This is a genomic window from Streptomyces sp. NPDC055103 (assembly GCF_053607625.1).
Map to the genome: position 1 here is coordinate 16,097 of NZ_JBSGTX010000060.1, position 24,504 is coordinate 40,600.

Genomic DNA, 24,504 nt, shown 5'->3' on the forward strand with positions numbered 1-24,504 from the left:
CGCCCACCGTGGCGTTCTCTGTTGCGTTCTCCGTGGCGCCCTTCGTCGCGTACTCCGACTCGCCGGCCGCTGCGCCCCCGGTCCCGCTCACAGCTCCCACACCACGGGCAGTCCCGCGTCCGCGCCGTCACCGGAGTAGTCGTGCACGACCTCGAGGAGTTCGGCCATCCGGGCCTGCCACGCCACGTTGACCGGCAGCTTCTCCAGTTCGGCGAGGAGGCGGGCGTAGTCCTCGCAGTCGAGCAGATGGAAGAGGTCGGTGCCGCTGCGCCAGATCGTCCAGGACGTACAGCCGGCGGCCCGGATCGCCCGGGTCAGCTCGGCGGGGACCTCACGGTGCGCTTCCTCGTAGGCGGCGATACGGTCCGCGCGGACCCGGGTGTGCAGGGCGATTCTCATGGGTTCGCTCCAGAGCTGTCGGCGACGACCAGGACGACGTCGAGGGTGCGGGGGCCGTGGACGCCTTCGACGCGTTGCAGTTCGATGTCGGAGGTCGCTGAGGGGCCCGAGATGAAGGTGAGGGGCCTGTGGGGCTCCAGGCCGGCGAGTGCCTCCGGTACGTCCGGGACGACCTGCTCCGCGCGCACCACGCAGAGGTGGTAGTCCGGAACCAGGGAAAGGGCGCGACGCCCTTGACCCGGGCCCGTGTCGAGCACGATCGTCCCGGTCTCCGCGACGGCGACGGTCGCGGTGGTCAATATGCCGTCCACAGAAGCGAGTCGGTGCACGCTCAGGGGCGGACGGTCGCCCACCAGGTCCGCGTCGGTACGCGTCAGGAACTCGGGCGGGAAGCCGTCGGGCACGACGACCCGCCGCGCTCCTCGGCGTTCGAGGAGGGCGGCCACGGTCCCCGACACGTCCTCCGGTGCGCAACGCACCACGGTCGCCCGGTAGTCGGCGACGCGTGCGGCGAACAGCCCGACGATATCGCCGGGCGCGACCGTACGGCGGTAGGACCGCGGAACGGGTACGTCATCAGGGGTCTCGTCGCTCGGAACGTCGCTCAACGCGGTCCGGACACGGGCGAGCACGGCGGACCGGCTGTCCGTGGCGGGGCGGTCCTCCCCGGCACTGCCGTCCGTGCCGCCGCTCTTCATCGCTCCTCCCGGTGCGCGCGCCACCATGTGCGGAACGACTCCCGTGGCGGTGTCGGCGCGTCCCGTGTGGCGGACCAGGCGCCGAGCGGGCCGGGCAGGCGCCGGATCCGTCCGCCGCGGCCGCCCAGCAGCCGGCCGCCGGCCGCCCCCGCGCGCTGCGCGACGGCCAGGAGCATGGGCGAGTCGAGGACGGTGGACGCCGCCTTCATGGCGAGCGCCTCCGGTGTCGGCAGCGCCCGGCCGTCGCGCTTCGCCTCGACGGCCTTCGCCCGCAGATGGACCAGGATCTCCGGGATGTCGATCTTCACCGGGCAGGCCTCGTAGCAGGCACCGCACAGGGTGGAGGCGAAGGGCAGCGACGCCGCCCGCCGCACCCCGGCCAGCTGGGGGGTGAGCACCGCTCCGATCGGGCCGGGGTAGACCGAGCCATAGGCGTGGCCGCCCGTCCGCTCGTACACGGGGCAGACGTTGAGGCAGGCCGAGCAGCGGATGCAGGCGAGGGCCTGCCGGCCGACGGTGTCCTTGAGGACATCGGTGCGGCCGTTGTCCAACAGGATCAGATGGAAGTCCCGGGGGCCGTCGCCGGGCGTCACTCCGGTCCAGAGCGAGGTGTACGGGTTCATGCGCTCGCCGGTCGAACTGCGGGGTAGCAGCTGGAGGAATACCTCCAGGTCGGTGAAGGTCGGCACGACCTTCTCGATGCCCATGACGGTGATCAGGGTCTCCGGCAGGGTCAGGCACATCCTTCCGTTCCCCTCGGACTCGACGACCGCGATGGTGCCGGTGTCGGCAGCGGCGAAGTTCGCCCCCGAGATCGCCACTCGCGTGGTGAGGAACTTCTCCCTCAGGTGCAGTCGCGCCGCCTCGGCGAGCGCCTTCGGGTCGTCGGTGAGGTCGTCGGGCGCCGCCCGTCCCCACTCCCCCATCCGCTCCGCGAAGATCTCCCGAATCTCCGCCCGGTTGCGGTGGATCGCCGGGACGAGGATGTGGGAGGGCCGGTCCTCGCCGAGCTGCACGATGAGTTCCGCCAGGTCGGTCTCGTACGCGGTGATGCCGGCGGCCGCGAGTGCCTCGTTGAGCCCGATCTCCTGGGTGGCCATCGACTTGACCTTGACGACCTCGTTCCGCTCGGTGTCCAGGCCGCCGGCGGCGCGGACGAGGCTTTCGACGATGCGGTTCGCGTCGGCGGCGTCGGCCGCCCAGTGGACCGTGCCGCCGGCCGCGGTGACGCTGGTCTCCAACTGCTGCAGGTAGTCGGCGAGATGGCGTGCGGTGCGGCGCTTGATGGCGGCGCCGGCCTCCCGGAGCTCCTCCCAGTGCGGTACCTCCCCAGTCGCGTCGAGGCGCTTCGTGCGGATGGTGGTCGTGGCGTGCCGGAGGTTGTGGCGCAGCCGGGTGTCGGCCAGGGCGGTGCGGGCGGCCTCGGGGAAGGCGGGGGTGCCGAGCCAGACCCGGCCGTCGTGGTCGGTGTCCTCGGTCATGCCGGTCACCTCGTTCCTTCCGTGGCGGCCAGGATCTCCGCGAGATGCAGGGTGCGTACGCCGCTGTTCCACCGGCTGAGGCCACCACCGATGTGCATGAGGCAGGAGTTGTCGGCGGCACACAGGACCTCGGCCCCGGTGCCCAGGACCGTGGTCATCTTGTCGGCGAGGATGGCGGTGGAGGTGTCGGCGTTCTTGACGGCGAAGGTGCCGCCGAAGCCGCAGCAGGCGTCGGCCGCGGGCAGGTCGACGAGGTCGATGCCCTTGACCGCGCGCAGCAGCCGCAGGGGCCGGTCGCCCAGACGTACTCCGCGCAGGGAGTGACAGGTGGGGTGGTAGGTCACGCGATGCGGGAACACCGCGCCCACGTCGGTGACGCCGAGGACGTCGACGAGGAACTCGGTCAGCTCGTGGACGGCGGGGATCACCGCGGCCACCGCGTCCCGCAGTGCGGCGTCGCCGAGCTGTTCGGCGAGGACAAGGTGGTTGTCGCGGATCATGGCCGCGCAGGAGGCGGAGGGCGTCACGATCGCGTCGTATCCGGCGAAGGCGCGGGCGAAGCGGGCCACCATGGGGAGGGATTCGGGGCGGTAGCCGGTGTTGAAGTGCATCTGCGCGCAGCAGCTCTGCTCGCGCGGGAACTCGACGGTGTGGCCGAGCCGTTCGAGGACGGTGACGACAGCGCGACCGGTGCCGGGGAAGAGCGTGTCGTTGAGGCAGGTGATGAACAGTCCGATCCTCATCGGCGCCTCACCAGCCGTCGCGGGAGGGAACGAATCCGGGGATACGGTGCTCGTGGCGCAGCTCGTCCCAGAGTGCCTCGGGTATCTCACGGGCCAGCATGTCGGCGGCGTCCGTGGCCTCCGCAGCGCTGCGCAGACCGAGGAGGACGCCCGCGACGGCGGGGTGGCGCAGCGGGAAGCGTGCCGCCGCGGCCCTCAGGGGCACTCCGTGGCGCTCGCAGATCTCCCGCAGCCGGAGGGCCCTGGCCAGGGTCTCCGGCGGGGCGGCCGCGTAGTCGTACGTGGCGCCAGGACGTGGATCGGCGAGGAGGCCCGAGTTGAACACACCTCCGGCGACGATCGAGACGCCACGGCGCCGTGCGGCCGGCAGAAGTTCGGCGAGGCCGCTCCGGTCGAGCAGGGTGTAGCGGCCGGCGAGCAGGACGACGTCGATGTCGGTCTCGGTGACGAAGCGGGTGGGGATCGCGGTCTGGTTCATGCCCACGCCGATGGCACGGACGACGCCCTCGGCCCGCAGTCGGTCCAGGGCGGGGTACGCCTCGCGCAGCGCCTGGTCGGCATGGTCGTCGGGATCGTGCAGGTACACGATGTCGACGCGGTCGAGCCCGAGCCGCTCCAGGCTCGCCTCCAGGCCGCGCCGGATGCCGTCCGCCCCGAAGTCCCAGGCCCTGCGGTACGCGGCGGGGACCGCGAAGCCATGGGCGAGGTCGTCGCCGGTCGCGCCGGGGTCGGGGACGAGGAGGCGGCCCACCTTCGTCGACACGGTGTACGTGTCGCGGGGCCGCTCCAGGAGGAAGGCGCCGAGCCGTCGTTCGGACAGGCCGAGGCCGTAGTGGGGTGCGGTATCGAAGGAGCGGATCCCCCGGTCCCAGGCGGTCGCGAGGGTGTGGTGCGCGTCCTCGTCGGTGACGGGGCGGTAGAGGTTGCCGATGCCGGCCGCGCCGAAGGCGAGACGGGTCATCCAGGCGGTGGTCCGGCCGAGGGGGACGCGGGCGAGGGCGGCGGCGCGGGCGAGGCTCGCGGGGTCCGCAGCAAGGGAGCCGGCAGCCGGTTCGCCCGCGGCGCGGTAGTCCCGGGCGCGCTGGTCCGCGGCCCGCTCGTCCGCGGCCTTCGTCTCCACGGGCCCATCGTCCGTGGCCCGCTCGTGCACGGCCTTCTTGTCCGCTGTCCTCTGGTCAGCGGCCCTCTTGTCCGCGCTCATGTTCCCGCCGACCGGAGTCGGAGTCCCGCCATGCCGCCGTCGACGGCGAGGGCGGTGCCCGTCACCGAGGCCGCCGCAGGGGACGCGAGGTAGACGGCCGCCGCCGCGACCTCGTCGGCGCCGACGAGCCGGCCGGTGGGCTGGCGGGCGCTGAGTGCCGCGCGTTCGGCCTCCGGGTCCGTCGCCGCGTCGAGCAGGCGGGCGACCCACGGGGTATCCACGGTCCCCGGGTTGACGCAGTTGACCCGGATGCCCTCTCGCACGTGGTCGGCCGCCATCGCGAGGGTCAGGGAGAGGACAGCCCCCTTGCTCGCCGAGTACAGGGCCCGCTGCTGCAGGCCCGCCGTGGCGGCGATCGAGCAGATGTTGACGACGGCGGCGTGCTCCGAGCGGCGCAGGTGGGGCAGGGCGGCGCGGGTGGTGCGGACGACGCCGAGGAGGTTGACGTCGAGGACAGCGTGCCACTGGTCGTCGGGGTTGTCCTCGACGGTGCCGGCGGCGCCGATGCCCGCGTTGTTGACGAGGATGTCGATGCCCCCGAGGGCAGCGGCGGCCGCGGCGACGGCCTCGCGTACCGAGGTGTCGTCGGCGACGTCCGCGCGGAGGCCGGTGAGGGGCTCGGGGGTGGCCGACGGGTCGAGGTCGAGGACGGCCACGGAGGCGCCCTGCGCGTCCAGCAGACGGGCGACGGCGAGACCGATGCCGGAGGAGCCGCCGGTCACGACGGCGCGGAGGCCGGCGAGTGGGTACGTGGTCATGCGGTCACCTCCACCGCGGATGCGTCGGTGGCTTCGTCGGCGAGCGATCCGGCCAGATCGGCGGCCCAGAACGGGCCGTGGGGGTAGGCGAACGTGGTGAGGGAGGCCTCGTGCATGTCGGCCGAGAAGCCGGGGGCGAGGGGCGTCGTGTACGCGCCCTCGCGGATGACGGCCGGGTGGACGAAGTGTTCGTGGAGATGGTCGACGAACTCGATGACCCGGTCCTCGGTGGTGCCGCTGAGCGCCACGAAGTCGAACATCGCGAGGTGCTGGACCAGTTCGCACAGTCCGACCCCGCCGGCGTGCGGGCAGACGGGAACGCCGAACTTGGCGGCGAGGAGCAGTATGGCGAGGTTCTCGTTCACGCCGCCGACCCTGGCCGCGTCGAGCTGGACGATGTCGACTGCGTTCGCCTGGAGAAGCTGTTTGAACACGATGCGGTTCTGTACGTGCTCGCCCGTGGCCACCTTGACGGGGGCGACGGCGGCCCGCACGCGCGCGTGCCCGAGGATGTCGTCCGGGCTGGTCGGCTCCTCGATCCAGTACGGGTCGAACTCGGCGAGCGCCCGGGTCCATTCGATGGCCTCGGTGACGTTCCACCGCTGGTTGGCGTCGACCGCCAGGCGGACGTCCGCGCCGACGGCGGCGCGGGCGGCCCGGCAGCGGCGGACGTCGTCCGCGAGGTCGGCGCCGACCTTCAGCTTGATCTGGGTGAAGCCCGCCGCCACCGCCTCCTCGGCGAGTCGGGTGAGCTTCTCGTCGCTGTAGCCGAGCCAGCCGGGCGAGGTGGTGTACGCCGGGTAGCCCTGGGCCCGCAGGACGCTCTCGCGCTCGGCGCGGCCGTCCTTGCCGCGCCGGAGGAGCTCCAGGGCCTCCTCGGGGGTGAGGGCGTCGGTGATATAGCGGAAGTCGACCTGCGAGACGAGCCACTCGGGATCGGCGTCGGCGAGCAGTTTCCACAGCGGCTTCCGCTGCCGCTTGGCGGCCAGGTCCCACACGGCGTTGACCACGGCCCCGACGGCCATGTGCATGACGCCCTTCTCGGGCCCGAGCCAGCGGAGCTGGCTGTCGCCGATCAGCGCCCGGCTGACGAGGCCGGGGTCGGTGCAGAGGTCCTCCACGGACCGGCCGACGACGTGGGCGCGCAGCGCTTCGATCGCCGCGACCTGGACATCGTTGCCACGCCCGATGGTGAAGGTGAAGCCGTGTCCCGTGGGGCCGTCGGGCTCGTTCGTGCGCAGGACGAGGTAGGCGGCGGAGTAGTCGGGGTCCGGGTTCATCGCGTCGGACCCGTCGAGTTGGCGGGAGGTCGGGAAACGGATGTCGTAGGTGTCCATCGCGATGACCCGCGTGATGTCAGTGGACAACGGGGTTCCTTTCACACCTGGGCTGCTTGCTCGGTGTTCGGCTTCATCTGCCCGAGCGACGCGGAGCAGCCCCAACCATCAGCACAGATCGGGTGATTGGCCGGTTGAGCGAGAACGATACGGCGCTCGCGAGAGGTGAGGCAAGTAGACATCGGATGTTTCTCGGACCTTGAGAACGCATCACGCGCGGCAGCGCGAAGGCCGTGACGCACGGCCTCACGAATGGCATGCCGACGGGCGGGCGCTCCCGGGGGAGGCGCCCGCCCTCGTCGTGCGTCACGGGCGGCGGAGGCGGCGGAAGACGTCGGAACGGCAGGTCACAGCACGCTGTCGAGCCAGCGGACGACATTGGAGATGTGGATCGTCGCCCAGGCCTCCGCCGTCCGCGCGTCCCGTGCGGCGAGCGCGTCAAGGATGGCCCGGTGCTCGGACAAAGTCCGGGCCACGGCCGCCTCCTCGGTGATGCCCCGCCACAGCCGCGCCCTCACGGTGACACCCGAGATGCTGTCGAGGAGCGAGCACAGCAGAGGAATCTCGGAGGCCGTCGCGATGCGACGGTGGAACTCCAGGTCGCTTGCGACGAGTTCCTCCAGGCTGGGGGCGTCGCCGAGCCGGTCGAGGAGCTCCCCGAGCGCCCTGATCTCCTCCTCGGGGATGCGCTCCGCCGCCAGCGCGGTCGCCGCCGGCTCCAGGATGCCCCGTACCTTCAGGGCCTGGAGCGCCTGGTCGTCCTGGTGGAAGTCGAGGACGAACGACACCGCTTCGAGCAGCAGCGGCGGTTCGAGGCTGGAGACGTACGTCCCGTCGCCCTGCCGCACGTCGAGGATGTTCAGCAGGGACAGCGCCTTGACCGCCTCGCGCAGGGAGTTGCGCGACAGGCCCAGTTCGGCGGCGAGGTCGGCCTCCTTGGGGAGCCTGTCCCCCGGACGCAGCGCGCCGGAGACGATCATCTCCTTGATCTTGCCGATCGCCTCGTCCGTAACTGCCAAGGCGTCCTCCTGTGCAAGGCCAAATACATCGGATGTGTCTGCTGGGCGCCAGCTTACTGCAGGGTGACGTGGGGGCGACCGGGCCCGTCAGGGACGCCTTCGGGACGACCGGGGTCCAGGCCCGCGGAGCGCCGCAGAGACGCCGCCTCGCGGGCCAGGACGGCGGGGTCGTCGTCCTGGACGAACTCCAGGAGGGCGTCCCGCGGCCGCGGCCACGCCGTGAGCCGGGCGAACGCCTCGGTCCACAGCCCGGCGCGCGCGGACAGCGGCAGCCGGAGGTTGCCCGGCCACCAGGAGAAGACGTGGACGGCGCCGACCCGGTCGGCGAGTACGTCGAGGCCGGCGAGCGCCTCGGGGTCGGTGGCGTCCTGAGGTGGTTGCCAGTAGGGGGTGACGTTGTCCACGTCCGCCGCCCGCAGGTCCTCCAGGAGGCGGACGGTGGAGGTGACCGAGTCGGTCAGGGTTCCCCCGTGGAACTCGAGGCCGAGTTCCAGACCGTGGTCCCGCGCGACCAGAGCGGCCTCCCGCAGGGTCGCGATGATCCGGGCGCGGTCCTCCTCCACGGCCTCCGCCGACCCCGACGCACCGGCCCAGACGCGGATACGGGGTGCTCCGAGCGTCACGGCCCCGCGGGCGATCTCCGCGAACCCGGACAGCTCGTCCGGGAGGCAGCGGAAGTACGAGCCGTAGGAGCAGCAGGCGATGCCGTAGGCGTCGGCGGCGTCCCGGGCGGAGCGGAGCGCCTCGGGGCGGTCGGGCGGGGCGTGCACGTCCGCGCCCCATTCGACGACCTCCAGGCCCACCTCCGCGACGCGGCGGGCGACCTCGACGGCGGGCAGTCCCCGGAAGGTGACGGAGCAGATCCCGAGCCTGGGCGGGGCGGTGTCCGGCCCTGGTGGGAGGGGGTGCGAGGGGTCCGGATCGGGCACGGGAGCGGTTTCCTTTGGGTCGAGCGGGTCGCGTGGATTCGAGGGAGCCCGAGAAGACCGAAGAAGGTTCACGGGGGCCGAGGAAGTCCAAGGGGCCGATGAGGGGAGGATGTCCTCGGCAGCCCGAGGAGGTCCGTGGAAGTCTGTGGCCCCCGTAGCGGTCCGAGGGGAGTGTGCTCGGGAGTCGGCAGCCGGCCCGGAGCGGACGTACGTCGGGCCGGCTGCCCCTCCCCCTTCGCCGTCAGCGGGCGTTGGGGCCCACGTCCGCCGGGGTCAGCGGCCGGCGCAGCGGCGTCGCAGTGGCGTACTCGTCGGCACCGACGTCTCGCACGCTGCCGCGCGCGTCGCCGTCGATGTCATGGGTGACTGGCGCCGGGGAGAGCGTGGCCGCGCCGATCGCCCGGCTGGTGCTCGACAGGCGGTACACGCCGTCGGAGCCCCGCACCAGACGGGGGTCGGCCCGCAGGAATCCGCCGGCGGGGATGTTCCCGTCGGCTGCGGCGCCGAACAGGATGTTGCTCTGCCAGGTGAAGCGGACCGTGGTCGCCATCTCGACCAGGCTGCCGGTCTGGCCGACCAGCAGGTTGTCGGCGACGGTGACGTCACGGGGTTCGTGCGGGCGGTGGCTCTCGCCCGAGAGCGCGCCGCCCGCGTTGTCCAGGAGGGTGTTGTGGGCGATGAGGACGCGGTCGGGTGCGTCGTTGCCCCGGCGGGCCTCGGCCGACTCGCCGGGGAGGTGGTCGCGTTCGGTTCCGCTGCCGATGACCATCGCCCGTCCGGTGAGGCCGGCGAGGTAGTTGTTGACGATGATGTGGTCGTTGCCGTAGATCCGCACGCCCTCCTTGCCGCCGATGAGGTAGTTGCTGTCGACGAGGGTGCCGTTGCCGTGGCGCAGGACGATGCCGCCGAGGCTGTCGCGGATGGTGTTGTAGCGGATGGTGTTGTCGGAGCTCTTGACCGAGATGGCCTCGGGGTCGCCGTTGGCCCGCTCGAACAGGTTGTACTCGACGAGCGCGTGCGCGCTGGACAGGGCACGGGGGCTGACGCCGAGGCGGATCGGCTCGCCGCCGTTGGAGCCCGCGAAGGTGTGGTCGGAGAAGTGGTTGCGGTGGACGTGCACGCCCTGGGCCATGGCCTCGCTGCCCGCACCCTCGATGCCGAGGAAGATGCCGAGCGTGGTCTTGCCGTGGAAGTGGTTGCGGTCGATCACGGCCTCGTCGCCGCGGACCATGACCCAGTGCAGGCCCTCGATGTCCGCGAGCTGGAAGTCGTTGCGGGTGAGCCGGATGTACGTGCAGCTCGGCGGGATCTCCAGGGTGGTGCTCTGGCGGAAGGAGAAACCGCTCACGGTCACGTTGCTGGACGCGTCGAAGACGAAGCTCCGCTCGCCGCGCAGGACGGCGCCGCCCCGTGACGCGGAGACGATGGTGATCGGCGCGGTGCGGGAGCCGTTCTTGCCGGTGATGGTGAGGGGCTTGGCGGCGGGCACGGTGTAGGTGCCGTTCGCGACGACGATGCGGGTGCCCGGTCCTGCCGCGTCGATCGCGTCCTGGAGGTCGTCCAGGGTACTGACGTCGACGGTGGCGCCCAGGGGGCGTGCGGGCTTGCACCGGGCGGTACTCGCGTACGCCGGGGCGGAGAGGGGCAGGACGGCGACGGCCGCCCCTGCCGCGGTGCCGGTGAGGAACGTGCGTCGTTGCATGGTGCCTCCGTGATCGGTCGGATGAGTGGTACGCGTACGGCCCGTCACATCGACGCGCCGGGCGCGGACGGGTCCGTCAGATGCAGCTCTATGACGGGCACGGGTGTGTCGGGCCGCCGCACCGGGAGCCGGAGCGTGAGGGTGCCGGCCGGCTGGCCGCCCATCTGGGTGTTCATCGCCGGGCGGTCGGGGTCGAGCGGCTCCTGGACGATCTCCGAGGCGTCGTTCAGGAGCTGGGCGTACCGCACCCGGCCCGCGAGACCGGGCAGGTGGAGGTGGCGCAGCGGCCAGGAGAAGAGGTGGACGTAGAGCCGGTCGCCGGCCTGGGTGTACCGGCAGTCGGCGGGAGGGGTGTACGGGGAGGGGCCGCAGCCGCGGACGGAGCGTTCATGGAGGTCGGTCCAGCGGCCGATCTCGGCGAGGGCTGCGGTGTCGCGCGGGTCGAGGTCGCCCTGGCCGGTGGGGCCGACGTTCAGCAGCAGGTTGCCGCCCTTGGAGACGCCGTCGACGAGCATCCGGATGAGCAGGTCGGGGCTCTTGTGGTCGAGGTTGTCGCGGTCGTAGCCCCAGCTCCCGTTGAGGGTCTGGCACGCCTCCCACAGGACCGGACGGCCGTCGACGGCCATCGGGGCGGACGGCTGGTACTGCTCGGGCGTGACGAAGTCTCCGGGGAGGCCGGACCGGTCGTTGACCAGGATGTGCGGCTGGAGCTCGCGGACCATGGCCATGAGCCGCGGGGAGTCCCAGTCGTCGGGGCCCTTGCCGCCCCACCATTCGCGGCCCGCGTAGGAGAAGTCGAAGAAGAGGTAGTCGACGCGTCCGTAGTCGGTGAGCAGTTCGCGGACCTGGCCGTGGAGGTACTCCTGGTACTCCCGGATGTCGCGGTCCGCCGCCGCGGCCTTGAACTCCTCGTCGTCGCGCTGCGGGTGGGTCCCGTCGACGGGGAACGACGGGTGGTGCCAGTCGATCAGGGAGTGGTAGAAGCCCACCTTGAGGCCCTCGGCGCGGCACGCCTCGACGAACGGTCCGACCAGGTCGCGGCCGTGGGGTGTCTTCGTCACCTTGTAGTCGGTGAGCCGGCTGTCCCAGAGGCAGAAGCCGTCGTGGTGCTTGGTGGTGAGGACGACGTACCGCATGCCGGCGGCCTTCGCCGTCCGTGCCCATCGGACCGGGTCGTAGCGGTCGGGGTCGAAGTGGTCGAAGTACACCTGGTACTGCTCGTCCGTCATCCTCTCGCGGGTCTTCACCCACTCGTGGCGTGCGGCGAGGGAGTAGAGGCCCCAGTGGACGAACATGCCGAAGCGGTCGTGGGTGAACCAGGTCGTGTCGGGCGAAGGGGTCGCCGGGAGGCCGGCGTCGGCGCTGGTGGAGGTCATCGGGCATCGTTCCTGTGCGGTCGGGAGGTGAGGGCGGTCCGTCCGACGCCGTCAGGCCGGTTCGTGGACGTCTTCGCGGAGCCGTACGCCAGGGGCGACACGGGCCAGGTAGCCGGTGTCGTCGCGGCGGGTCAGGCCGCACGCCAGGTACTGCTCGTGCAGCCGGTCCAGTGCGTCGCGGTCCAGCTCGACGCCGAGTCCGGGGCCGCGCGGGACGGTGATCGCGCCGTCGACGAAGTTCCACGGGGTGATGACGACGTCGTCCTCGGGCCGCTTCCAGGGCCAGTGGGTGTCCAGGTCGTGGGTGACGGCGGGGGTGGCGGCGGCGAGGTGGACCATCGCGGCGAGGCTGATCCCGAGGTGGGAGTTGGAGTGCATGGACATCCCGATGCCGAAGTGGTGGCAGGCGGTGGCCAGATGCTGGCTCGCCTTGAGTCCGCCCCAGAAGTGGTGGTCGCCGAGCAGGACGCCGACGGCCCGGGCGGGAATCGCCTCGGTCAGGTGCTCCCAGGTGACCACGCACATGTTGGTGGCGAGGGGCATCGGGGCGGTCCGTGCGAGCTCCGCCATGGCGGGGATGCCGGCGACCGGGTCCTCCAGGTACTCCAGTACTCCCGTCAGCTCCTCGGCGACCCGGGCGCCGGTGTCCGGGTCCCAGCTCGCGTTGGGGTCGAGTCGGAGCGGATGGTCCGGGAACGCCTCGCGCAGGGCGTGGATCGCGGCGACCTCGTCGTCCGGCGGGAGCACGCCGCCCTTGAGCTTGAAGGAGCGGAAGCCGAAACGGTCCGCCAACAGCCGGGCCTGCGCCACGATTCCCGCGGGGTCGAGCGCCGGGCCCCACTCGTCGGGCTCGTGTCCTGGGTGCGCGGCCCATTTCGCGAACAGGTAGCCGCAGAAGTCGATCCGGTCGCGCGTGGCGCCGCCGAGGAGGTCGGACACGGGCCTGCCGAGGCCTTTGCCCTGGAGGTCGTGGCAGGCCACCTCGAACGGCGAGGTGGTGCTCGCGACCGTCTTGGCCGCGCCGCCCTCACCGATGAGGCCGTGGGCGTCGCGCGCCACCCGGCCGCCGACGATCGCCTCGACCCTGCGGGACAGTTCGTTGAGGTCGAAGGGGTCGAGGCCGGGCAGGTCGTCGGCGACGGCGCGGAGCAGTGCGAGGTGGGCGGCGTCGCCGTAGCTCTCGCCCAGCCCGTACGCGCCGGTGTCGGTCCTGACCTCCACCACCGCGCGCAGGGCGTACGGCTCGTGGACGCCGACGGCGTTGAGCAGCGGCGGGTCGGCGAAGGCGACGGGGGTGACGACGACGGAGGTGACCTTCACGAGGCGACCGCCACGGCGGGAGCAGCGTGCGCCGGGGTGGGTTCGGTCAGGGCGCGCCGGCCCTGGAGGAGGAGGTCCTCGAGCTGGTCGACGTGGTCGGGGGCCGCGTCCACGAGGGGCGCCCGGACGTGGCCGACGTCGAGCGAGCGCAGCCGGGCTCCGGCCTTGACGAGGGAGACGGCGTAGCCGGGGACCTGGTCACGGAGGGCGGTCAGCGGCAGGTAGAAGTCGGCGAGGAGCCGGCCGGTGGTGGCGGTGTCACCGTTCGTGAGGGCCGTGTGGAAGGCGCGGGCGATGTCGGGGGCGAAGCACAGGACGGCGGAGGAGTAGTCACGGATGCCGATGGCCCGGCAGGCGGTCGCGCTGACCTCGGCCGTAGGCAGTCCGTTGAGGAAGGCGAAGGTCTCGGCACGGGGGTGGCCGCTGGTGCGTACGGCGGTGACCATGCGGGCCATCGAGTCCAGGTCGCCGTCGCCCTCCTTGATCCCGGCGACCTGGGGCACGGAGAGGAGCCGCAGGGCGGTGGACACGCCGATCCTGGCGAGGCCGCGCCGGTAGACGAGGACGGGTAGGCGGCCGGCGCGGGCGACGGACTCCACGTAGGAGAGGTAGCCGTCCTCGGTGCCGCCGACGAGGTACGGCGGCAGCAGCAGGATCCCGTCGGCGCCCGCCTCGGAGGCGGCGGCGACGGCCGCCTGTGCGGTGCCGAGGCCTCCTCCGGCGCCGGCGAAGACGGGTACGCGGCCGGCGACGACGCGTACGGCGTGCCGGACGACCTCGGCGTACTCGGGGGCGCTGAGCGAGGAGTACTCCCCTGTGCCGCAGGCGACGAAGAGCGCGGCGGGGCCGTGGGCGAGCTGGTCCTCGATGTGGTCGGTGAACACGCTCGTGTTCACCTCGTCGGCGGGGGTGAACGGCGTGAGCGGGAAGGACATCAGCCGGGACGGGATCACGGGAGGTGGTCCTTTCGGAGGGGTCGGCCGTTCGGGTCAACCCTTGAGGGCGCCGCTGGACAGGCCGTGGACGAAGGAGCGCTGGAAGAAGAGGAAGACGATGACGGACGGCAGCAGGGCGAGCAGCGACGCGGCCATCACCACGCCGGGGGTGACGAGGGGGTCGACCCGCAGCGTGCGCAGGGCCAGCGGCAGGGTGTACGAGGAGGAGTCGGTGGCCACGAGCAGGGGCAGCAGGTACTGGTCCCAGATCATGGTGAAGCCGAAGACCCCGATGACGCCGAGCGCGGGCTTGCACATGGGGAGGATGATCTGCGCGAAGATCCGCAGGTCTCCGGCGCCGTCGATGCGCGCCGCCTCCTCCAGCTCCTTCGGCACCTCCTTCATGAACTCGGTCATGACGAGGATGGAGAACGCCCAGGCGCCGACGGGCACGATCATGCCGGCGAGGGAGCCGATCAGATTGATGTGGACGACGGGCAGGTCGGCGAGGATCACGGAGAGCGGGATGGCCAGGATCTCCTCGGGCAGCATGAGTGTCGCCAGGATGGCGACGAACGCGAGGGTCATGCCCCGGAAGCGCTTCCTGGCGAGGGCGTAGCCCGCGAGGACGGAGACGGCGACCTGGAGCAGCAATCCGAAGCCGACGACGAAGAACGAGTTGAGGAGGTACTTCAGGACGCCCTGGTCGAAGGCGACGGCGAAATTGCCGACGGTGGGGTCGGAGGGGAGGACGCTGAGCTGGGTGGGGTCCTTGACGTGGTTGAACGCGCTGACGAGCAGGGCGAGCAGGGGGCCCGCGAACACGACGAGGACGAGGAGGTAGGTGAGGACCTTGAGGGCGCGGCCGGCTGCGCTGCGGCTCTCGGCCAGCCCGAGGGCGGTCTCGGTCGGCGCGCTCATTCGTTACCCCTCCGTCGGAACAGGTGGACGCCGACCGTCAGGAGCAGCGTCGCCAGGAACAGCAGGACGGCTCCGGCCGCGCCGACACCGAGCCGGTTCTGTTCGAGGCCCAGCTTGTAGATCACGGTCATGACGACTTCGGTGGAGCCGTCGGGGCCGCCGTTGGTGAGCAGGAAGACCTCGGTGAAGACGCGCAGGCCCCGGATGGCGGCGAGGACGAAGAGGATGGTGAGGACGGCGCGCAGACCGGGGAGGGTCACATGGCGGATGCGCTGGAACCGGGACGCGCCGTCGACCTTGGCGGCCTCGTAGAGTCCGCGGTCCACCCCGGCGAGCCCGGCGAGGAAGATCATCATGTCGTAGGGGGCGCCCCGCCAGATGCCGGTGAGCATGATGGAGGCCATGGACGCGTCGGGGTCGTTGATGAATCCCGACGGGCCGAACCCCACGAGGCCGAGGAGGGAGTTGAGCATGCCGTCCTCGGTGGGGTGGTACATGATCCGCCAGAGTTCGGCGACGACCGCGATCGGCACGACGACGGGGAGGAAGGCCGCCGAGCGGACGAAGCCGAGTCTGCGGCCCTGTCCCTCCATGAGGAGGGCGAGGGTGAGGCCGAGCAGCATCGATCCCGCGGTCTGTCCGACGGCGAGGACGACGGTGTGCCAGGCGGCCTCGCGGAAGCCGTCCGAGGAGAGCACGGTGGCGTAGTTCTCGCCGCCGACCCACCGGTTGCCGAGGTAGGGCTGGACTTCCTGGAAGGACATGGTCAGCGCGCTGGCCATGGGGATGAACTTGAAGTAGAGGAAGAGGATCAGGGCGGGGGCGAGGAAGAGCCAGGGCGTCCACCACCGGCCGCCGCGGCGGTTCCTCACGCGGCGGGAGACGGGCGGCCCGCCCTCTCCCGACGCGGTCGGCGCCGGCCCGCGCGCGGCGGGCCGGGTGGAGCCGGCCGCCGGGCCGACGGCCGCCTTCACCTGGTCGAGGCTCGTCATCCGGCGATTCCCTGCTCCTGGAGGATCCCGGCGAGCTTCGTGTCGAGTTCACGCAGCTTCTCGCCCAGGTCGAGGGAGCAGTCGGCCATCAGGGCGTTGACCGTCTCGGCGGTGATCTGCCGTACAGGGGTCCAGTTGGGAAGGGAGGGGGCGTAGCGCCCGGAGGAGCGGTAGGCGTCGGCGTAGGTCTTCCAGCGGGGGTCGGGGCGGACCTCGGTGACGTCGACGGTCTTGTTCACGGGAAGCTGGACGGTGGAGCCGTCGACGCCCTCCATGCCGAGTTTCTGGCCCTCGGCGGAGATGGCGTACCCGGCGAAGGCGTCCTGTCCGGCGTTGTTCTCGGAACCGGCCATCAGGTAGACGGAGCCGCCCTCGGCAAGCACGGTGGCGTCCTTCGGGCCCTTGGGCATGGGGACGACCTCGTACTTGTCCTTGCCGAGGGACTTGTCGAAGCGGGACATGAGGTAGGGGCCGACGACGAACATGCCGGTCCTGCCGGCCTCGAACGTCTCGTTCGTCGGCGGGGTGTCCATGGTGACGGCGCCGGGCTGGACGACCTTCCCGTCGCAGCCGAGGGCGCGGAACCAGCGCATGGCCTCCGTCGACTCCTTGCTCGTCATCGACGGCTTGAACTTCCCCTGGCCCGCCTCGGTGACGAAGTCCCCGCCGGCGGCCCAGAGGAAGTTGGAGAAGTACCAGGAGGCGTAGCCGCGCTTGGTGGACAGCGGAGCGGCGAGACCGTAGGTGTCCTGCTTGCCGTTGCCGTCGGGGTCGCGGGTGGTGAAGGCGGTGGCAAGGGCGGCGAAGTCGTCCCAGGTCCGCGGAGCCTCCAGCTTGAGCTTCTCGCGCCAGTCCTTGCGGATGAGGAGGGCGCCGGCCTGGGCGGAGTACGGGATGCCGTACTGCTTGCCGTCGACGCTCCGGCCGGAGTCACGGGCCTGCTCGACGAGATCCTGGCTGCCCTTGATCTTGCTGAGGTCGATCTCCCTGAGGAGACCCTGGCTGTGCATCGCGCCGAGCTGGGTGACGTCGTTCATGACGATGTCGGGCAACTGCCGCTGGGCGGCGCGCTGCTGGAGCTTCGTCTCGAAGTCGTCGAAGATCGCCGTGACCTTGACCTTGTGCCCGGTGGCCTTCTCGAAGCCTTCGACCAGCCGGAGCGTGGCCTTCTCGCCGGGGCCGCCGGGCGTGGTCCTGGTCCACAGCTCCAGCTCCGCCTTGGAGTCCTGCTTGGCGTCCGTCCCGGCAGGACCGGACGTACAGCTCGTCAGGGCCAACGCCGAGGCGAGAAAACCCGCACCGATCCATCGCGTTCTCTGCATGACAACTCCTGTTCGCCGCCGTCGGCAGCTGGCCTGTAAGCGCTTGCCGGGGACGCTAATGCGCGGCCGAACGAGGGTCAATAGTCCGATGACTGAAAAGAGCTGAAACGAATGAAGGCGCTTGATGACGCGTACTCTTCGGGGCCCTCATCACCCGCTTGAACAGTCAGGGAGCCGCATCAGGAAGCGAAGCGCTTCACCTCGACGCCGGGAGCACTCCGGGGAGCCCTCGCTCAGACATCGATCAAAGCTCCGATGTCTGGGCGGGGGCGAGGGCTCGCGGCACAGGAAACAGGCCAGGCTACGCCCGGGTCGACGCCCGGTCGGGGGCGACGGCGTGCCGCAGGGGTTCGCCGTGCACCAGCCGCCGCAGTTCGTCGCGCACCAGCTCACCCAGGCGCGCGCGTTCGCGCCCCATGGCGCCGGCCAGGTGCGGGGTGAGGAGGACGTTCGGCAGGGTGAACAGGGGCGAGTCGGGCGCGGGCGGCTCGGGCCAGGTCACATCGAGGACGGCGGTGAGGTCGGGCCGGTCGCGGAGAACTCCGATCACCTCCGGCTCGTCCAGCACCGCCCCCCGGGCCGTGTTGATCAGGGTCGCCCCGTCGGGGAGGAGCGCCACGAGCCGCTCCCCCACGAGGCCTTCGGTCTCGGGCAGGAGCGGGGCATGGACGCTCACGACGTCGCAGGAGGTGAACAGCTCGTCGATTCCGGCGAGTCGGACACCCAGCTCCGCGGCGGCGGCCGGGTCGATCACCGGATCGCAGGCGAGCACCTCGACGCCGAAGCTCCGCAGCAGCCGGGCGACGAGGCGGCCGATCTCACCGAGTCCGAGCAGGCCCACGCGGGAGCCGTACCCTCCGGCGACCGGCGGATCGTACGGGAAGCGGCGGCCGACCGCTACCTCACGGCCGAGGCGGTGCACCTGCTTCAGGCCGAGCAGGATCTGGGCGAGGCTGAACTCGGCGACCGGGACGGCGTTGGCGGCGGCCGCGGACACGACGGGGATGCCGCGAGCCCAGAACTCCGGCGGCGTCAGGTGACGTACCGAACCGGCCGCCACCATCACCGCGTTCAGTCTGGGCGCACGGGAGAGCAGGGCCGCGTCGAGCACTGGGGCTCCCCAGCCGGTGAGCAGGACGTCGACCTCCTCCAGTACGCCGGGGTCCCGGAGGAGGGCGTCGCGGGTGAGGGCGGGGGCGTGCCAGTGCGCCAGGCGTCCGATGTCCGCCAGAACGTGGGCCGGGTAGACATCGGCTCTGCGCTCCTCCTCCATGACCAATAGGACGTTGGGCGTCGTGGTCTCAGCTGCCATCGGCTCGGCCTCCTGGGGCGTGGCGGTATCGGCGGGCCACACGATACATCGGAGGACAAAGCTGATCCTGTCGAGAGGCTGGACAAAACTGCGGGCGATTGCTTGCATTCCATAGTCGATACATCCGATGTCTATCGTGAGGGATGGCTGGCATGCGTGTGCTGAGGGTCGGCGAAGCAGGGGCGGAGCGCCTGGCGATCCTGGACGGGGCCGGTGGGCTGTTCGATGCCTCCGGCATCGCCGTCGACATCGACCACCGCTCGCTCGCCGACGGCGTGCTCGACCGGCTCGCCGAGGCCGTCGCGGCGGGAGCCCTGCCGGCCATGGACGTCCCCGTCGACCGCGTACGGGTCGGGGCTCCGGTCGCTCGGCCCGGGAAGGTCGTCTGCATCGGCCTCAACTACCGTGACCACGCGGAGGAGACGGGAGCGGAGCTGCCGGCCGAGCCCGTGGTCTTCATGAAGGACCCGTGGACGGTCTCGGGGCCGTACGACGAGGTGCTGATCCCTCGCGACAGCGTCAAGACGGACTACGAGGTCGAGTTGGCCGTGGTGATCGGCAGGACCGCCCGGTACCTGGAGAGCGACGAGGACGCGCTCGCGTGCGTCGCCGGGTACGCGGTCTCGCACGACGTCTCCGAGCGCGCGTTCCAGTTGGAGCGGGGCGGCCAGTGGGACAAGGGGAAGAGCTGCGAGACATTCAACCCGCTCGGTCCGTGGCTCGTCACTCCGGACGAGGTCCCCGACCCGCAGAAGCTCTCGCTGCGGCTGACGGTGAACGGCGTCGAGCGTCAGCACGGCTCGACCGCGGACATGGTGTTTCCGGTCGCCGAGATCATCCGCTACCTCAGCCGGTTCATGGTCCTGTACCCCGGGGACGTCATCAACACCGGCACCCCGGCCGGCGTGGCCCTCGGCCGGCCCGAACCCCGGCCGTACCTGCGGCACGGTGATGTGGTCGAGTGCGAGATCGACGGTCTCGGCACCATGCGCCAGACCTTCCGGCAGGCCTGAGAGGAGACGCGCGCCAGACCGAGCAGGTGAGGAAGAGGCTTTCGCCGCCTTCCACTCATTGGTCTGACGGTCGAAGGTGCGGGGGGGGTGGACGCGCGTGCGGTTCACCCGGGACGACCTGCTGCTCTTCATCGGTGGCTCCGTCACGGACACCGGCCGCGACCGCGAGGACCCCGCGTCCCTCGGCGACGGCTACGTCCGGATGATCGCCGAGGCCCTGCCCTCCCCCGCGACCGTCGTCAACCAGGGTGTCAGCGGCCATCGGGTCCACGACCCGGAGGCGCGCTGGGCCACCGACGCCCTCGCCCTCGCCCCCTCGGTCGTCACCGTCCTGATCGGCATCAACGACACCTGGCGGCGCTACGACCGCGGACTCCTCAGCCCCGTACTGGAGTTCGAGGCCTCGCTCGGCTGCCGTCCTCACCCTCGTCGAGGAGAGCTGCGCCGCCCGGCTGTTCGTCATGACGCCGTTCCTGCTACCGGCCGGCCCCGAACAGGAGACGTGGTTCGAGGACCTCGCGCCCGGCACCGACGCCGTCCTGCGCGCGGCGACCGCTCATGGGGCGACGGTGGTCCGCACGGACCTGGCGCTGTTGCGCGCCACCGAGGAGCACGGCGCGGCCCTCCTCGCCCCCGACAGGGTCCATCCGAGCCCGCTCGGCCACCGCGTCATCGCGTGGCAGCGCCACCCCATATGACAAAGCCGCCAAATCCTACGAAGCAGCCGTCGCCCTCGCCTCACTCCTGATGGCGACAGAACCTGGGTCCAACCTGAAGCGAATCACGCGATTCTCGAACGTTACCGAATCAGATCATCGCAGTGGAGAAGGGCGTCAAGTCCCGGGCGGCGCACCAGGACCTGACCGCGGCGCATCACGGCCTGCAGAAGCCCGCGTTGCTCGCCGGAATCGCCCGTACCTACCAGCCGAAGGACGAGGAGGGCGAGCAACTGCCGCCCGAGTCGACGCTGGTGCAGGTGAAGGCCGAGGACGTGCTGCGCGACACCGCCCGGGCACTGACCCGTCTCTTCGATGTGACAGCCACCAAGGACTGGGCCAACTGTGAGGCGCGCGCCGACATCACGGTCGACGGACGCGTCCTCGTGGGACAGGTGCCCGTCGCGTACCTGCTGTTCCTGGAGAAGCAGCTGACGGACATCAACACCTTCGTCCGCAAGCTTCCCGTGCTGGACGCCGCCGAGTCGTGGACCCAGGACCCGTCGACCGACGCCTGGAAGACCGAGGTCGTCCGTACGGTCCGTACGAAGAAGGTGCCCCGCAACCACGTCAAGGCGGAGGCGACCGACAAACACCCGGCACAGGTCGACGTCTACTACGAGGACGTGCCCGTCGGGTACTGGACCACGGTGAAGTTCTCCGGCACGATGCCCGCCCGCCGGGTCAACGAGCTCCTGGAGCGGGTGGAGAAGCTCCAGCAGGCGGTGAAGTTCGCCCGCGAGGAGGCGAACAGCGCCGAGGTCACCGACCAGCGCGTCGGCGACGCCGTCTTCGGCTACCTCTTCGGGTAGCCGGGACACCATGGACTCCCCGGCCACAGAACAGGGCCGGGGTGCGCGAGGAGCGCAAAGCTGAAGCTGAGCCCTGTCGTGACATCCGCGGTCCCAGTGGAGGTTCGAGTCCTCCTCCCGGCACTTCCCGCCTGGACAGCCCAACCAGGCAGAGGCAGACCGCGGCCAATCTCAGACTATTGCTCCAGACTCAGCATGCGCCGCTCATCGCCGGATCAACCGGGCCCGGGCCCTGGTGCGTCGAAATGCCAGTTCGAATCTGGTCCGCCGAGCTCGATCGGCGGTGGTCCAACGGCAGGACGCGACGCAATGACGAATGCCCCGGGTCCTCAAGCGTGCCGGCGTGTGATGTGAGCGGCACCGTCAGGGTCCGGGGGCAGGCTACGCCCCCGGACCCGCTCCCCGCCCGCGTGCGGGACCCCGCGCGCGATTCTCGACTCCCACCCGCGTGGCAGACACGCGACCTGGGCTGAGGCGCGATGGGGAAAGTATGATCAGGCGATGTCTGACATGACTGAAACCTCGCCCGGCTGGCTGACCACTGACGAGCTCGAGCTGGCCCGGGCCCAGATGCCGATCCTGTACGTCGAGGCCGTGCCCGTACGCGTGGACGACAGCGGTGAGGTCACCAGCATCGGTCTGCTCCTGCGGATCGGCGCCGACGGGACGATCAGCCGGACCTTGGTGTCCGGGCGCGTGATGCAGCACGAGCGGGTCCGCGACGCGCTGCTCCGGCACCTGGAGAAGGACCTCGGCCCCGTGGCGTTGCCCCGAGTCCCCGCCTCCTTGCAGCCCTTCACCGTCGCCGAGTACTTCCCCACGGCCGGCGTCACCCCGTACCACGACCCGCGTCAGCACGCGGTGTCCCTCGCCTACATCGTGCCGGTGGCCGGCGACTGCCGCCCTCGGCAGGACGCGCTGGACCTGGTCTGGTTCAGCCCTGAGGAGGCGGCCTCCCCGGCCGTACAGGGCGAGATGCCGGGTGGGCGGGGGTTGTTGCTGAAGCAGGCCCTCGCTCATGTGGGGTACGCGTACTGAGTGGTGTGGTGGTCCGGCTCAGCGGAGCCGGCGTGCACGGAGCACCACGTCGTCGGTGTGGTGCGCGCCGGCTCCGCCATCGGGTGCCACGCGTGGCCGCTCTTCGTCGACCTCGACCTCCCAGTCGTCGTCGAGCAGCTCGGTGACCATCGACGGCCAGACGTAGTCGGCGGGGTCGAAGCCGCTGTCGTCGTGCGCCTGCTGGGTGTCCATCCCCGCGTGATGGACGAGCAGCAGTACGCCACCGGGCGCGACGGCGCTGAGCAGTGCCCGCTCGGCCGCGGCGTCGGGCGTGCGCAACAGGGCCGGGTACTGCGCGGAGACCAGGTCGAAGGAGGCCGGCGGGAGCCCGGCCTCCGTCAGGGTCGCGTGCACCCAGCGAACGGGGACGTCGGCGTCCCGCGCGTGTCCGGCTGCCCGCTCCAGCGCGATGCTGGAGACCTCGAGCGCGGTCACGTCCCAGCCGCCGCGCGCGAGCCAGACGGCGTCCGCGCCCTCGCCGCAGCCGACGTCGAGGACGCGGCCCGGGGTGAGCCCGGCGACCTCGGCCACGAGTGCGCCGTTGGGCTTGCCGCTCCACAGCTGCCCGCGGTCGGCGTACCGGCTGTCCCACTCCGCACGGACCACGGGGTCTCCGAGGTATCCGTCGCCCTGCGCGGAAGTACCGGGCGCGGGCGATGCTGCTCTGATGTCGTCGGTCATGTGTCCCACCGTCGCCGATCGTTTCCCAGTCGCGCCACTTCTGTTGCCGGTCCGGCAAAGCGGTCCGGCAAAGCGATGTCCGTTGGCCCTGACGGGTGGCCTACGTCCGAGTTCCTACGTCCTCCCTGGTGGAGCGCAGCGCGGTACGTCGTTCGGGGCACGGCGTGCCCGGTCTCGCCTTGGGCGCGCCGAGGGCGTCAGGGCGTGTCGCCCGAGTAGTGGAAGCGGCACACGACGCCGGGGCCGGGGGTGCGGGGTTCGTCGGGGCGTGGGTCGTACAGCGAGCGTCCGCCGGGCCACTGCCCGAGCTCGGTGGGCAGTGCGGCCCCGTCGTCGATCTCCTCGGGTCGCCAGCCCGTGATGTCCAGCAGCAGTCCGTCCAGTGGCCCGCCTACGAGCGCGACGTAGGTCTGGTGCGGGAGTGGGCCAGGGTCGGGGTCGTCGTGGTCGTGGCCGTAGACCCGGCCGCGCAGCAGCTGCTCATCTCCGTTCATTCCTCCAGCCTTCCAGCCGCCACTGACAACGCGCGCTTGCCGGACGGTACGGAGCCGGGTTCGTCGCCGCCCGAGGGTGCTCCGCGCCCCGGCTCGGCTACGACCGTGTGGCGGTCCCGCAGCCTTCGTGGCCCTCGCCCATCGTCGTGCTGCGGTCGTAGGGGTCGACGGTCCGGTCGCCGTCCGTACCGGCGCCCGACCCTCCTCCTCCGCCGAACTCCGGCCGGAAGAAGCCGGTGACGTTGTCGCAACCGCCGTTGGTCATGTCGGTCTTGTACGAGAGGAGCGTGAAGGTCCCCGCTTCGGTCGTCACCTTCGCCGGGTCGTCCCAGCTCACGACCGTCTCCCTCCGCACGATCGTGCGCACGACCTCGTCGCCGCCGCCCGCCGGTGCGGTCGGGTACACGTACGTGACGTCGGCGGTCACCTCAAGGGCTCCGCGCCGCCCCTCCCGGTATGTGATCCGCCCGCGGGTCTTGACCACGTCCCCGACCAGGCGTGCCTGCGCCGGCTCGAAGCGGCTGAAGAGGAGCAGCGGGTCGTGTTCCTTGCCCGGGGTGCGCAGTGCCGTCGACACGAAGGTCCTGACGTCCTCTTGATGCGGGTTCATCAAGGCGATCGCCTTCTCCGGCCGGCCCCCTCTCAGCACGGTCGGATCCAGATTGGACGCAGCGAGGAAGTCCCGCGTCCGCGCGAGTGCCTGCTCCACCTCCGCCTTCGTCATCCACCCGGTCGCCTTGGCCGCGGGGACGGCGATCCCCGCCGGGCCGTTGGCCCAGCGCGCCGCAGGGGATCCCCGGAACGGGTCGGCGAGTGTGGCCCGTTCGGTCGGCTCGGCCGCCGGTGCGCTGTCGGGGCGTTGCGACTCCTGTGCCAGGGTCTCCCCCGGCCGGCCTTCCTCGTCGCCGGACCAGCCGACGACGCCCGCCGGGTCCACCGCCACGACCAGCAGGACCAGTGAGGCCAGCAGCCCGGCCGCGTACCAGCCCTTCCTGCTCCGCCGGCGGACGGGGGCGTGCGCACGCCATGGCGTCGGTTCCGCGGGCTCGGCCCGAAGCCCGCCCGTCACCTCGCGGGCCCGTGCGGACGGTTCCTTCGGTGCGTCCCCCGCACCGTCGGCCGTAGTGCGCAGGAACTCCTCCCACACCTCGTCCGGCACGGACGAACCGCCCCGTTCCCCGTCCCTGCCCCTGTCCCTGTCCACGCCAGTCCCCCCACGCCGCGTTCGATCCCGGCCCCTCCCCTGGGGCCACCCCACGATCGCACATCCGTACGGAGTACCTG

24 protein-coding genes and 1 pseudogene are annotated in these 24,504 nt (G+C 71.4%); 5 read left to right on the top strand and 20 right to left on the bottom strand.

All coding sequences use genetic code 11. The features are described 5' to 3' along the window. Positions 1 to 87: 87 nt before the first annotated feature. The 17 genes from ACWFR1_RS30265 to ACWFR1_RS30345 all read right to left on the bottom strand — a co-directional run bounded on the left by ACWFR1_RS30265 (position 88) and on the right by ACWFR1_RS30345 (position 18,445). Complete coding sequence (locus ACWFR1_RS30265) at positions 88 to 399, bottom strand: L-rhamnose mutarotase (protein WP_328490501.1); 312 nt, start codon at positions 397 to 399, stop codon at positions 88 to 90. Next, positions 396 to 1,097, bottom strand: a complete 702-nt coding sequence (locus ACWFR1_RS30270) for a LutC/YkgG family protein (protein ID WP_453556794.1) — start codon at positions 1,095 to 1,097, stop codon at positions 396 to 398. Before ACWFR1_RS30270 ends, ACWFR1_RS30265 begins: the two co-directional genes overlap by 4 nt. Next, positions 1,094 to 2,578: a lactate utilization protein B gene (locus ACWFR1_RS30275; RefSeq protein WP_453556796.1), complete on the bottom strand. Its 1,485-nt coding sequence runs from the start codon at positions 2,576 to 2,578 to the stop codon at positions 1,094 to 1,096. Before ACWFR1_RS30275 ends, ACWFR1_RS30270 begins: the two co-directional genes overlap by 4 nt. 5 nt (positions 2,579 to 2,583) lie before the next feature. Continuing rightward, entirely contained in the window at positions 2,584 to 3,321 is a 738-nt protein-coding gene (locus tag ACWFR1_RS30280) for a (Fe-S)-binding protein (protein WP_453556798.1), read from the bottom strand. Positions 3,322 to 3,328: 7 nt separating this feature from the next. After that, the gene (locus ACWFR1_RS30285) at positions 3,329 to 4,282 is read right to left on the bottom strand and encodes an aldo/keto reductase (protein ID WP_453556855.1); all 954 of its coding nucleotides are present in this window, start codon (positions 4,280 to 4,282) and stop codon (positions 3,329 to 3,331) included. A gap of 236 nt (positions 4,283 to 4,518) precedes the next feature. Beyond that, a complete protein-coding gene (locus tag ACWFR1_RS30290) occupies positions 4,519 to 5,280 on the bottom strand; it encodes an SDR family NAD(P)-dependent oxidoreductase (protein ID WP_453556800.1) in 762 nt (253 codons plus the stop codon). Further along, positions 5,277 to 6,617 (bottom strand): enolase C-terminal domain-like protein, encoded by a 1,341-nt coding sequence (locus ACWFR1_RS30295; RefSeq protein WP_453556857.1) that lies wholly within the window; start codon positions 6,615 to 6,617, stop codon positions 5,277 to 5,279. The genes ACWFR1_RS30290 and ACWFR1_RS30295 overlap by 4 nt, the downstream gene beginning before the upstream one ends. A gap of 347 nt (positions 6,618 to 6,964) precedes the next feature. Continuing rightward, entirely contained in the window at positions 6,965 to 7,636 is a 672-nt protein-coding gene (locus ACWFR1_RS30300) for a FadR/GntR family transcriptional regulator (protein ID WP_453556802.1), read from the bottom strand. Positions 7,637 to 7,689: 53 nt separating this feature from the next. After that, entirely contained in the window at positions 7,690 to 8,565 is an 876-nt protein-coding gene (locus ACWFR1_RS30305) for a sugar phosphate isomerase/epimerase family protein (protein ID WP_453556804.1), read from the bottom strand. Between the two features lie 241 nt (positions 8,566 to 8,806). Then, positions 8,807 to 10,267 (bottom strand): polysaccharide lyase 6 family protein, encoded by a 1,461-nt coding sequence (locus ACWFR1_RS30310; RefSeq protein ID WP_453556805.1) that lies wholly within the window; start codon positions 10,265 to 10,267, stop codon positions 8,807 to 8,809. A gap of 44 nt (positions 10,268 to 10,311) precedes the next feature. Then, positions 10,312 to 11,643: an alpha-L-fucosidase gene (locus ACWFR1_RS30315; RefSeq protein WP_453556807.1), complete on the bottom strand. Its 1,332-nt coding sequence runs from the start codon at positions 11,641 to 11,643 to the stop codon at positions 10,312 to 10,314. A 51-nt stretch (positions 11,644 to 11,694) separates the two neighbouring features. Further along, positions 11,695 to 12,963: an enolase C-terminal domain-like protein gene (locus tag ACWFR1_RS30320; protein WP_453556809.1), complete on the bottom strand. Its 1,269-nt coding sequence runs from the start codon at positions 12,961 to 12,963 to the stop codon at positions 11,695 to 11,697. Then, positions 12,960 to 13,916 (bottom strand): 5-dehydro-4-deoxyglucarate dehydratase, encoded by a 957-nt coding sequence (locus ACWFR1_RS30325; protein ID WP_453556811.1) that lies wholly within the window; start codon positions 13,914 to 13,916, stop codon positions 12,960 to 12,962. Before ACWFR1_RS30325 ends, ACWFR1_RS30320 begins: the two co-directional genes overlap by 4 nt. A 36-nt stretch (positions 13,917 to 13,952) precedes the next feature. Then, the gene (locus ACWFR1_RS30330) at positions 13,953 to 14,819 is read right to left on the bottom strand and encodes a carbohydrate ABC transporter permease (RefSeq protein WP_453556813.1); all 867 of its coding nucleotides are present in this window, start codon (positions 14,817 to 14,819) and stop codon (positions 13,953 to 13,955) included. Further along, the gene (locus tag ACWFR1_RS30335) at positions 14,816 to 15,811 is read right to left on the bottom strand and encodes a carbohydrate ABC transporter permease (RefSeq protein WP_453556815.1); all 996 of its coding nucleotides are present in this window, start codon (positions 15,809 to 15,811) and stop codon (positions 14,816 to 14,818) included. The genes ACWFR1_RS30330 and ACWFR1_RS30335 overlap by 4 nt, the downstream gene beginning before the upstream one ends. Further along, positions 15,808 to 17,133, bottom strand: a complete 1,326-nt coding sequence (locus ACWFR1_RS30340) for a sugar ABC transporter substrate-binding protein (RefSeq protein ID WP_453556817.1) — start codon at positions 17,131 to 17,133, stop codon at positions 15,808 to 15,810. The genes ACWFR1_RS30335 and ACWFR1_RS30340 overlap by 4 nt, the downstream gene beginning before the upstream one ends. A gap of 301 nt (positions 17,134 to 17,434) precedes the next feature. Next, a complete protein-coding gene (locus tag ACWFR1_RS30345; protein WP_453556819.1) occupies positions 17,435 to 18,445 on the bottom strand; it encodes a hydroxyacid dehydrogenase in 1,011 nt (336 codons plus the stop codon). A 152-nt stretch (positions 18,446 to 18,597) separates the two neighbouring features. Between ACWFR1_RS30345 and ACWFR1_RS30350 the strand changes: the two genes are divergently transcribed. The 5 genes and pseudogenes from ACWFR1_RS30350 to ACWFR1_RS30370 all read left to right on the top strand — a co-directional run bounded on the left by ACWFR1_RS30350 (position 18,598) and on the right by ACWFR1_RS30370 (position 22,024). After that, positions 18,598 to 19,458, top strand: a complete 861-nt coding sequence (locus tag ACWFR1_RS30350; RefSeq protein ID WP_453556821.1) for a fumarylacetoacetate hydrolase family protein — start codon at positions 18,598 to 18,600, stop codon at positions 19,456 to 19,458. A gap of 97 nt (positions 19,459 to 19,555) precedes the next feature. Then, positions 19,556 to 19,768 (top strand): annotated as a pseudogene (locus ACWFR1_RS30355) (GDSL family lipase); the annotation flags it as partial. 151 nt (positions 19,769 to 19,919) lie between these two features. After that, positions 19,920 to 20,156 carry a hypothetical protein gene (locus ACWFR1_RS30360; RefSeq protein ID WP_453556861.1) on the top strand — a complete coding sequence of 79 codons (237 nt, stop codon included), beginning with the start codon at positions 19,920 to 19,922 and terminating at the stop codon, positions 20,154 to 20,156. Positions 20,157 to 20,269: 113 nt separating this feature from the next. Further along, complete coding sequence (locus ACWFR1_RS30365; RefSeq protein ID WP_453556859.1) at positions 20,270 to 20,986, top strand: DUF7873 family protein; 717 nt, start codon at positions 20,270 to 20,272, stop codon at positions 20,984 to 20,986. Between the two features lie 501 nt (positions 20,987 to 21,487). Further along, a complete protein-coding gene (locus ACWFR1_RS30370) occupies positions 21,488 to 22,024 on the top strand; it encodes an NUDIX hydrolase family protein (protein WP_453556823.1) in 537 nt (178 codons plus the stop codon). Positions 22,025 to 22,042: 18 nt separating this feature from the next. Here ACWFR1_RS30370 and ACWFR1_RS30375 read toward each other — a convergent pair whose 3' ends face one another. The 3 genes from ACWFR1_RS30375 to ACWFR1_RS30385 form a co-directional block, all read right to left on the bottom strand. Further along, on the bottom strand, positions 22,043 to 22,726 hold the full coding sequence (locus tag ACWFR1_RS30375) for a class I SAM-dependent methyltransferase (RefSeq protein WP_453556825.1): 684 nt from the start codon (positions 22,724 to 22,726) through the stop codon (positions 22,043 to 22,045). A gap of 197 nt (positions 22,727 to 22,923) precedes the next feature. Continuing rightward, the gene (locus tag ACWFR1_RS30380) at positions 22,924 to 23,220 is read right to left on the bottom strand and encodes a hypothetical protein (protein ID WP_453556827.1); all 297 of its coding nucleotides are present in this window, start codon (positions 23,218 to 23,220) and stop codon (positions 22,924 to 22,926) included. 97 nt (positions 23,221 to 23,317) lie between these two features. Then, positions 23,318 to 24,424 (bottom strand): hypothetical protein, encoded by a 1,107-nt coding sequence (locus ACWFR1_RS30385; RefSeq protein WP_453556829.1) that lies wholly within the window; start codon positions 24,422 to 24,424, stop codon positions 23,318 to 23,320. Positions 24,425 to 24,504 lie beyond the last annotated feature (80 nt).